Origin of the sequence: Streptococcus sp. oral taxon 431 (assembly GCF_023115445.1) — a bacterium.
Lineage (GTDB): Bacteria > Bacillota > Bacilli > Lactobacillales > Streptococcaceae > Streptococcus.
Genome location: NZ_JALDUI010000004.1, coordinates 114,223 through 123,281 on the forward strand (window position 1 = coordinate 114,223; position 9,059 = coordinate 123,281).

Annotated in this window: 10 protein-coding genes; 4 read left to right on the plus strand and 6 right to left on the minus strand. The window is 36.5% G+C overall.

What is annotated here, in order from left to right; translation table 11 throughout:
- Window positions 1-205 precede the first annotated feature (205 nt).
- From blpZ to M1R56_RS04155, 3 genes are read right to left on the minus strand one after another with little or no spacing between them, the layout of a single operon-like run.
- The gene (blpZ, locus tag M1R56_RS04145) at window positions 206-454 is read right to left on the minus strand and encodes an immunity protein BlpZ (protein WP_248034709.1); all 249 of its coding nucleotides are present in this window, start codon (window positions 452-454) and stop codon (window positions 206-208) included.
- A 40-nt stretch (window positions 455-494) separates the two neighbouring features.
- Complete coding sequence (locus M1R56_RS04150; RefSeq protein ID WP_248034710.1) at window positions 495-1,184, minus strand: CPBP family intramembrane glutamic endopeptidase; 690 nt, start codon at window positions 1,182-1,184, stop codon at window positions 495-497.
- Window positions 1,185-1,208: 24 nt separating this feature from the next.
- Window positions 1,209-1,445: a bacteriocin class II family protein gene (locus M1R56_RS04155; protein WP_248034711.1), complete on the minus strand. Its 237-nt coding sequence runs from the start codon at window positions 1,443-1,445 to the stop codon at window positions 1,209-1,211.
- A gap of 286 nt (window positions 1,446-1,731) precedes the next feature.
- Between M1R56_RS04155 and blpA the strand changes: the two genes are divergently transcribed.
- Genes blpA through blpC form a run of 3 tightly spaced genes read left to right on the plus strand, consistent with a single transcriptional unit; the run spans window position 1,732 to window position 5,472 of the window.
- Window positions 1,732-3,885 (plus strand): peptide cleavage/export ABC transporter, encoded by a 2,154-nt coding sequence (gene blpA, locus M1R56_RS04160; protein WP_248034712.1) that lies wholly within the window; start codon window positions 1,732-1,734, stop codon window positions 3,883-3,885.
- A gap of 10 nt (window positions 3,886-3,895) precedes the next feature.
- Window positions 3,896-5,257: a bacteriocin secretion accessory protein gene (locus tag M1R56_RS04165; protein WP_248034713.1), complete on the plus strand. Its 1,362-nt coding sequence runs from the start codon at window positions 3,896-3,898 to the stop codon at window positions 5,255-5,257.
- A gap of 56 nt (window positions 5,258-5,313) precedes the next feature.
- On the plus strand, window positions 5,314-5,472 hold the full coding sequence (gene blpC, locus M1R56_RS04170; protein WP_248034714.1) for a quorum-sensing system pheromone BlpC: 159 nt from the start codon (window positions 5,314-5,316) through the stop codon (window positions 5,470-5,472).
- 279 nt (window positions 5,473-5,751) lie between these two features.
- On the opposite strand, the gene M1R56_RS04175 is transcribed toward blpC, so the two are convergent.
- The 3 genes from M1R56_RS04175 to M1R56_RS04185 are packed head-to-tail and all read right to left on the minus strand — an operon-like array spanning window position 5,752 to window position 8,186.
- On the minus strand, window positions 5,752-7,092 hold the full coding sequence (locus M1R56_RS04175) for a sensor histidine kinase (protein WP_248034715.1): 1,341 nt from the start codon (window positions 7,090-7,092) through the stop codon (window positions 5,752-5,754).
- Window positions 7,093-7,105: 13 nt separating this feature from the next.
- Window positions 7,106-7,843 carry a LytTR family DNA-binding domain-containing protein gene (locus tag M1R56_RS04180; protein ID WP_248034716.1) on the minus strand — a complete coding sequence of 246 codons (738 nt, stop codon included), beginning with the start codon at window positions 7,841-7,843 and terminating at the stop codon, window positions 7,106-7,108.
- A 4-nt stretch (window positions 7,844-7,847) separates the two neighbouring features.
- Complete coding sequence (locus tag M1R56_RS04185) at window positions 7,848-8,186, minus strand: LytTR family DNA-binding domain-containing protein (protein ID WP_248034717.1); 339 nt, start codon at window positions 8,184-8,186, stop codon at window positions 7,848-7,850.
- Window positions 8,187-8,462: 276 nt separating this feature from the next.
- Here M1R56_RS04185 and M1R56_RS04190 point away from each other — a divergent pair, with 276 nt between their 5' ends.
- A complete protein-coding gene (locus tag M1R56_RS04190) occupies window positions 8,463-8,792 on the plus strand; it encodes a hypothetical protein (RefSeq protein ID WP_049549671.1) in 330 nt (109 codons plus the stop codon).
- Window positions 8,793-9,059 lie beyond the last annotated feature (267 nt).

Genomic DNA, 9,059 nt, shown 5'->3' on the forward strand with positions numbered 1-9,059 from the left:
AAAGCATAGATATCTATGCCCTTGTTTCAAAAAATCACTGCCTTCCCCAGATAAGCCTGAGGAAAACAGTGATTCAGTTTTTAGGAATTAGGAATGAATGTAAAGAGACGCATTTGACATTTTTATAATAAAAATCAAAAAACAAGGTATAATCTTTATTGAAAACAGCCATAAAGGTAATCACTTAAACACTAAGTAAGCCTTCCTACAAGCCATCCTTTACCTCCAATCTCTCTAAAACAAACCATTTTAATAACCAAAATCCGACAACATAGCCAGCACCTAAGAATATAGCCATTAATGCTAGCATAAGATTCAGGAAATAAAAGACCACCACAGATACAAAGGTTAGCACAAAAACATTAAAGGCAATGGTGTCAGAAGCCAAGTCTAGAATATAGGGCGTCAACCAATCTAAGGTTTTTGAATCTAGGAAAAATAAGTGTTTATACATGATGACCTCCTCTATAGCTGAAAAATAAGCCTTTGTTTTTTTACCCCAAGACCCTATGCAAAAAAGTCATGATAAATGGTAAGTTTGCGATGATATTATTGATAATATGAATCGTGTAAGAAGGATAGATAGTCTTGGTATACCGTGTCAAACCAGCAAATATACATCCAACTGCTGTATAAACCAGAAGGTCTAGCAGACTAGGAAAACTTGAAAAATGAGGTAAGGCGAACAAAATCGACGGAAATAGAATATCCAGTCCCCATCTTGAATTTTTAAAGAAGGCATGTTGAAGCAGTCCCCTACAGACCAATTCTTCCATCAGAGGTCCTAGTACGATTAAGGTTAGGTAAACACCGAACTCCGCAAAATTGGTCTCACTAAAGGCAATAAATAAATTCCAACCTTCGTTTGTCCCCTGAACGTGTTTAGCTGTCAGATAGTTAAAGCTTATAAGAACGACAGCTGCTAACATCGTCAAAACAGAATAACTCAACCACTTTTTCCTAGGGATACGAAAGAGATAAGCATGACCCGACCTGACCAAAATCCAAATCATCAAACCGATAAAGAGAAGGCTGATGATGTTTCGAATCCAGATAAGATTTCCTACCCAAGAGGAGAACTCCCAATAATTTCTCCAAAATTGTGTTGTCCAAGACAACCCGAAAAACAAAAATAAATAGGAAAGGACTGCACTCGTTTTGAAAAGAATAGGGGGGTTTTTCACAGGAATTCTCCTTTAATAGCTTTTCTATCCCATTTTACATAAATGAAATCCTGCCCCTATGTACCCAATATCATGATAACCACGTGGGCAATAACCACTAACAGGGAATGGACCCATATTTTTCAATGGAAACGGATAAGGATTAGGTAAAGTGTTACTAGGGTCATAATGTCCAATATAATCATTTATTTCTCCACCTTCAACACAAGTAAGCATATCAGTATCCATAATCTCAAATTGTTCCATCATTTTTGTATTCATGACAAATACTCCTTTTTTTATTTTTAATTTTTTGTCCTGTTGCAACTTTGACAAGTATAGTATATCGCTGTTTATTAAATTTTTTCATCCAAATCTTGAATTGTCATCGAAATATCTTAAATTAGCTTTTTTATTTCAAAGCATATTCTATAACTTTTTAAAGAAAGATAGCTTGTAATTACTTTATTACCATTCAGGAAGTTTCAATGACTATTCAAGATTTCATAAAATATGAACTTATTTTTATGGCATAATATACCTATCTACTATATGAAAGGAATTGCCAATGACTTCTTATAAACGTACATTTGTTCCTCAAATAGATGCTAGAGACTGCGGTGTTGCTGCCTTAGCCTCGATTGCTAAATTCTATGGTTCAGATTTTTCTCTAGCTCACTTGAGAGAACTTGCAAAGACCAATAAAGAAGGAACGACGGCTCTTGGCATTGTAAAAGCTGCAAATGAAATGGGCTTTGAAACAAGACCCATTCAAGCAGATAAAACTCTCTTTGACATGAGTGATGTCCCCTATCCATTTATCGTTCATGTTCATAAAGAAGGAAAACTTCAACATTACTATGTTGTCTATCAAACAAAGAAAGACTATCTTATTATTGGTGATCCTGACCCTTCTGTAAAAATCACCAAAATGTCAAAAGAACGCTTTTTCTCTGAATGGACTGGAGTAGCTATTTTTCTAGCTCCCAAACCTAGCTATCAACCCCATAAAGATAAAAAGAATGGTCTACTAAGCTTCCTTCCTCTGATTTTCAAACAAAAATCTCTCATTGCTTACATTGTTCTCTCAAGCTTATTGGTCACTATTATCAATATAGGTGGTTCTTATTATCTCCAAGGAATCTTGGATGAATACATCCCAAATCAGATGAGATCAACTTTAGGAATTATCTCAGTTGGTCTGGTTATCACCTATATCCTCCAGCAAGTCATGAGTTTCTCCCGTGATTATCTCCTAACTGTTCTGAGTCAGAGATTAAGCATTGATGTGATTTTATCCTATATTCGCCATATTTTCGAACTTCCTATGTCTTTTTTTGCGACACGTCGTACAGGAGAAATCATTTCACGGTTCACAGATGCTAACTCTATTATAGATGCCTTAGCTTCTACCATTCTCTCTCTTTTTCTTGATGTTTCCATTCTGATTCTTGTAGGGGGCGTCTTACTTGCACAAAACCCTAGTCTCTTCCTTCTTTCTCTTATTTCCATTCCTATATACATGTTCATCATCTTTTCTTTTATGAAGCCTTTTGAAAAAATGAACCACGATGTCATGCAAAGTAATTCTATGGTTAGTTCTGCCATCATCGAAGATATTAACGGGATTGAAACCATCAAGTCACTCACAAGTGAAGAAAATCGCTACCAAAATATAGACAGTGAATTTGTAGATTATTTGGAAAAGTCCTTTAAACTCAGCAAATATTCTATTTTACAAACGAGTTTAAAGCAGGGAACAAAATTAGTTCTGAATATCCTTATCCTATGGTTTGGCGCTCAATTAGTCATGTCGAGTAAAATTTCTATCGGTCAGCTGATTACTTTTAACACACTTCTTTCTTACTTTACAACTCCTATGGAAAATATTATCAACCTCCAAACCAAACTCCAATCTGCGAAGGTCGCTAATAACCGTTTGAACGAAGTCTATCTAGTCGAATCTGAGTTTCAAGTCCAAGAAACTCCTGTTCATTCACATTTTTTGATGGGCGATATTGAATTTGATGATCTTTCTTATAAGTATGGTTTTGGACGAGATACCTTAACGGATATTAATCTAACGATTAAACAAGGAGATAAGGTAAGCCTGGTTGGAGTTAGTGGTTCTGGTAAAACAACTCTAGCCAAAATGATTGTTAATTTCTTTGACCCTTACAAAGGACATATTTCCATCAATCATCAGGATATTAAAAACATTGATAAAAAAGTCTTGCGCCGTCATATTAATTACCTACCTCAACAAGCCTATATCTTTAATGGCTCTATCTTGGAAAACTTAACTTTGGGCGGTAATAATATGATTAGCCAAGAAGATATTCTAAGAGCTTGTGAATTAGCTGAAATCCGTCAAGACATTGAAAGAATGCCTATGGGCTATCAAACTCAGCTCTCTGATGGAGCTGGTCTATCAGGAGGACAAAAGCAACGAATCGCTCTCGCTCGTGCTCTTTTAACTAAATCTCCCGTTTTAATACTAGATGAAGCTACTAGCGGTCTTGATGTCTTGACTGAGAAAAAAGTTATAGATAATCTTATGTCCCTAACTGATAAAACCATTCTCTTTGTAGCCCATCGTCTCAGTATAGCCGAACGAACTAATAGTGTCATCGTTCTTGACCAGGGGAAAATCATTGAAGTGGGTAGTCACCAAGAGTTAATGCAGGCGCAAGGTTTCTACCATCATCTATTCAACAAATAAGGAGAATGTTATGAATCCTAATCTTTTTAGAAGCGTCGAGTTTTATCAGAGACGTTACCATAACTATGCGACAGTGTTAATTATACCTCTTTCATTACTGTTTACTTTCATCTTGATTTTCTCCCTTGTTGCTACAAAAGAAATTACTGTCACTTCCCAAGGAGAAGTCACTCCTACAAGTGTCATTGCATCCATTCAGTCAACCAGTGATAATCCTATCCTAGCTAATCATTTAGTGGCAAATCAAGTAGTTGAGAAAGGTGATTTACTCATCAAATACTCTGAAACAATGGAAGAGAGCCAGAAAACTGCCTTAGAAACTCAATTACAAAGACTTGAGAAGCAAAAAGAAGGACTTGGAATTTTGAAACAAAGCTTAGAAAAAGCGACTGATCTTTTTTCTAGCGAGGATGAATTTGGCTACCATAATACCTTTATGAATTTTACTAAACAAGCTCATGATATTGAGCTAGGTATCTCAAAGACTAACACCGAAGTCTCAAATCAAGCTAATCTTGCCAATAGCAGTTCATCAGCTATTGAACAAGAAATCACAAAAGTTCAACAACAAATTGGCGAATACCAGGAGCTGAGAGATGCTATCGTAAATAAAAGGGCTCGCTTACCAACTGGCAATCCACATCAGTCAATTTTGAATCGTTATCTTGTAGCCTCTCAAGGACAAACACAAGGAACGGCAGATGAGCCATTTTTATCTCAAATTAATCAAAGTATTGCAGGTCTTGAATCATCTATCGCAAGCCTCAAAATTCAGCAAGCTGGGATTGGAAGTGTAGCAACTTATGACAATAGTTTAGAAACCAAAATTGATGTACTCCGCACTCAGTTTTTACAAACAGCTTCTCAGCAACAACTAACCGTGGAAAATCAATTAACAGAATTAAAAGTACAACTAGATCAAGCGACACAGCGCTTGGAAAATAATACCTTAACCGCTCCAAGTAAAGGTATCGTTCATCTGAACAGCGAATTTGAAGGTAAAAATAGAATTCCAACTGGTACAGAAATTGCTCAAATATTCCCTGTCATCACAGATACAAGAGAAGTACTAATCACTTACTACGTATCTTCTAACTATCTACCTCTACTAGATAAAGGACAAACTGTAAGATTAAAACTGGAGAAGATTGGAAATCACGGCATTACCATCATCGGCCAACTTCAGAGCATTGATCAAACTCCTACCAGAACAGAGCAAGGCAATCTCTTTAAATTAACCGCTCTTGCAAAACTATCTAATGAGGACAGTAAACTCATCCAATACGGCCTACAAGGTCGAGTCACTAGTGTAACTGCAAAGAAAACATATTTTGATTATTTCAAAGATAAAATTCTAACACATTCTGATTAATTTTCAGATAACACTCTATAACTATTTATTATCTTATAAAACAGGAGAATCATAACATGGATAAGAATCAAAACCTAACTTCATTCCAAGAACTAACAACTACTGAACTCAACCAAATTACAGGTGGAGGATGGTGGTTTGATTCAATATTAAGTATATTAACATCTGATTCATCAAACCAAGCCAATAGGTATGGAAATCATCAACAAATGTAATCATACAAGGTGGTATTGGATAAAAAACTTGGCTCTATAATATTTGTAGTGGGTAAATCTCCTATAGATATTATGAAGCCTATTTTGTTGTAAAAAAATAAGACAGTAACCTCAGGATAGCTACTGTCTAGTCTCGTTTCTTCATAATTCCCTTATTGACTTAACAAATGGTAGAAAAAACTTAAAAATTATAAAAATTCATAATTAATCTTTCAAAACACTTATATTATAGAATTTTGTTATATTTATTCTATTATTTAGTCATTCTATTATTTGTTATCATTCAATTGATAACATTGTCAAAACCTGACGAAAGACTTGATTTTTGCAGGTGGTATTTAGACTAGTATTAGGATGGCTTTCCACAATTTTCATGACGGTATAGAGACCAACTCCTCTCTCCTCCCCTTTAGAACTTGCTCCAAAGGAGAAAATCTCAGAAATATCGATACCCTCTTCTTTGATGGAGTTTTCAATGATAAAGGTCTCCTGTGCTCCATTTTTAAAAAAGGCAATTGAAACTTGAGGATGACTAGCCTCTGCACTGGCTTCAATGGCATTGTCACAAAGGATAGATACGATGGTTAAAAAATCAAGCAGGCTCATCCCCTCAACTTGAATCTCCTCAGGAACTTCGACATTAAAGACAATATCCCTTTCTCTTGCTTTTATAAATTTTCCAGCTAGAAGACTTTTGAGGGCACGGTCCCGAACATTCACCAATCGTCCAAGGTCATATTTATTGTCCTGCAATTTCTGACTGGAATCCTTTAAGACCGAGTCGTAGACCTCTTTTACCTGTCCCATATCCTCCTCTTCAATGCCCAGACGTAAGCTAGTCAAGAGATTGGTATAATCATGACGAAAGCTCCGTACTTCCTTGTAAAGCTCCTCTATATGCAGACTATACCGCTCCATATCTTTGTAGCGCAAGTCCTGCTCTTGGTTCAGTTTTCCCTGAAGTTTTTCCTTCAAGTAGGTGTCCAATCTCTTGACAACCCCCATAAAAAAGAGCAAGTAAAACACCAGAATCAGATGGCGAATAGTCGTTGATTGAACACCTTGTACATATTCAAAATAAGACAGACTTTGCATCACCAAATAGTAAGCTCCCATTATCCAGTTAATCTTAGTCAGGGACTTTTGAAAATCTTTATCTAGAATCTCCCTTCTCAAGCTAGTGAAATCATAGTCTAACCATTTCAAAAAAGCTAGAGAAATAAAGCAAATAAAAATTTTTATAAATAACCAAATAAAAGAGTGGTCATCATACACCTGCCCTTGCTCCAAAAATGGAAGCACAAAATAGGAGACTCCTCTATAAAAGAGATTCACCAATATCATTGGAAAGAGACCATAAAAGAGAAGGAGTTTTTTAGGAAGCCCTCTTAAAAACAAGAAAGATAAACCGATGCCGTACAAGGGTTCCACAAAATAAGATAGGTAATTATTTCCTACTATATAGCTAATCATTACAAAAACAACTGCCAAAAGTATCTTAAAAAGAAAGGCCTTAAAAACTCTCTCCAGAGTTAGAACAATTCCATCCACCTTAAAAAATATAAACAATTCCAATCCAGGTATCAAAAACGCATATACTATCTTCCAAACTAATTCCATTCCATCACCTCACTCAGTGTAAGTTATTGATAACCTCAGACACTTCCCTGACCTTATAACGCGCGATCAGACAGCTTCCACCATTGGGAAAGAAAAGGAGTTTTTCTTTCTTATCCAAACGAACTACATTGGTTGGATTGATGAGGAAGGAGCGATGGCACTGCAAGAGACGTGGCTCCTGCTTGAGAACCTCCTCTAAACTCGCCGTAAATTCCAACCTGTCTGTCTTGGTATAGAGGATAACACGATGGGGTCTTGGGGATGTTTCGAGATAGTAAACCTCTTTAAAAGGATACTGGAATTGAGCAAATTTTGATTTAAAGTAAAAGCAATCGTCCGCCAGACTTTTACTATCTTGACTATTGGCATAGAGGAGGGCTGTCTCGATACGAGATTCAAACTCCTCTGCCGACAAGGCCTTATCAATGTAGTCCAAAGCTGAAACTTGGTAGCGAAAAGACAGGGGCATAAACTCTGAGTGAGTCGTCACAAAGACAATCAGGGCATAAGGATCCCGATCCCGAATCTTTCTAGCCACTTCCAGACCCTTCATCTCTTCGTTTCGAATCTCAATGTCCAAAAAGAAAAGCTGATGCGCCCCCTTCTCATGCACCTCTGCCAGCAGTTGGTTTGGCTTGCCAAAAACTTCAAAAGAACTGGGAATGATACTCTGTTTTTTCAAAAGTTTTTCAATCGTCGTTTCAATTCTTGCTTGTTGGGAAAAATCATCTTCTAAAACAAAAATTCTCATCTTCTTACTCTCCTTCTTTCAACCATTTTTGGCGAATTTCTCTATAACGACGTCTGGAATACTGAACAGCATATCGACCTTCTTCTCCAAGAAAAAGAGTCTTTGATTGGAGTTCCATGGATTTTACTCGTTCAAGGTTGACCAGACAATTCCGATGACATCTCGTTAAGGTTTCCCCATATTGTTTCTCAAGCTTGCTTAAATTTTGAAACAGATCAAAGCTAGCTTCTTTAGTAAAAATCTGCACGGTATGGGCTTTACTTGGATGCGTTTGGATATAGTAGATATCCTTTATGTTTAATTTAAAAATTTCTTTCTCTTTTTGGATGATGATATAGTTCATGGATAAAACCTCCTGTAGAGAGGATATCATAAGTCTAGCAACTAATTTTCACCAAATCCTAAACGGTCCTCAAAAATTCCTAAAGTGTTGAATTTTTTACTAAATAACCATGATAACCTTACAACTATTTTATCATAAAATCCCGCTATTACCATTCAGGAAATTTCAATGACAATTAAAGATTTGTAGATAAAAAAAGAGTAAAAAGTGATAGGCTATGATTAGAAAGACAAAGGCTTAAAACAACTTTAAAACCATCACAAAGGAGGAATTCTCATGACAGAAACAGACCCAATCAAAAGAGCTCAGACACTGATAACTGAGTTAAACAAAGCCTACCAAGTCTGCAAACAGGCAACAACTGACGATGTCCGTTTCCAGGAGCAACTGGACAATATCCTCTGCTTTCTCTCTAAAGCTGAGACAGTGGATAATCGATTCTTGATTGAGCTGGAAAAATTTTACCAAACTTCCAGTCTTCTCATGGGCCTCAGTGCTCTCAATCCAGATGCCCCTACCCGTGCCGCTTGGAGAGCCTATGACCGCTTCCACTTTGACCAAGTCAAAACCAAGTTGAGTCTCTACGGGCCAACCCTTATCTTGTAGTAACTAAAAAGAAGCTGAGACAGATTGAACTCAACTTCTTTTTTAGTATCATATAAGCAATGTTATACTCAATGAAAATCAAAGAGCAAACTAGGAAGCTAGCCGCAGGTTGATCAAAGCACCGCTTTGAGGTTGCAGATAAAGCTGACGTGGTTTGAAGAGATTTTCGAAGAGTATAAGTCTCTACGGTCCAACCCTTATCTTGTAGTAACTAAAAAGAAGCTGAGACAGATTGAACTCAACTTCTTTTTTAGTATCATATAAGCA

What these genes read in the sequence shown, in the direction of transcription:
- blpC (WP_248034714.1), top strand. Translation starts at nt 5,314, where the DNA reads ATGGATAAGAATCAAAACCTAACTTCATTCCAAGAACTAACAACTACT.
- blpZ (WP_248034709.1), bottom strand. Translation starts at nt 454, where the DNA reads ATGTATAAACACTTATTTTTCCTAGATTCAAAAACCTTAGATTGGTTG.
- M1R56_RS04175 (WP_248034715.1), bottom strand. Translation starts at nt 7,092, where the DNA reads ATGGAATTAGTTTGGAAGATAGTATATGCGTTTTTGATACCTGGATTG.
- blpA (WP_248034712.1), top strand. Translation starts at nt 1,732, where the DNA reads ATGACTTCTTATAAACGTACATTTGTTCCTCAAATAGATGCTAGAGAC.
- M1R56_RS04155 (WP_248034711.1), bottom strand. Translation starts at nt 1,445, where the DNA reads ATGAATACAAAAATGATGGAACAATTTGAGATTATGGATACTGATATG.
- M1R56_RS04190 (WP_049549671.1), top strand. Translation starts at nt 8,463, where the DNA reads ATGACAGAAACAGACCCAATCAAAAGAGCTCAGACACTGATAACTGAG.
- M1R56_RS04180 (WP_248034716.1), bottom strand. Translation starts at nt 7,843, where the DNA reads ATGAGAATTTTTGTTTTAGAAGATGATTTTTCCCAACAAGCAAGAATT.
- M1R56_RS04165 (WP_248034713.1), top strand. Translation starts at nt 3,896, where the DNA reads ATGAATCCTAATCTTTTTAGAAGCGTCGAGTTTTATCAGAGACGTTAC.
- M1R56_RS04185 (WP_248034717.1), bottom strand. Translation starts at nt 8,186, where the DNA reads ATGAACTATATCATCATCCAAAAAGAGAAAGAAATTTTTAAATTAAAC.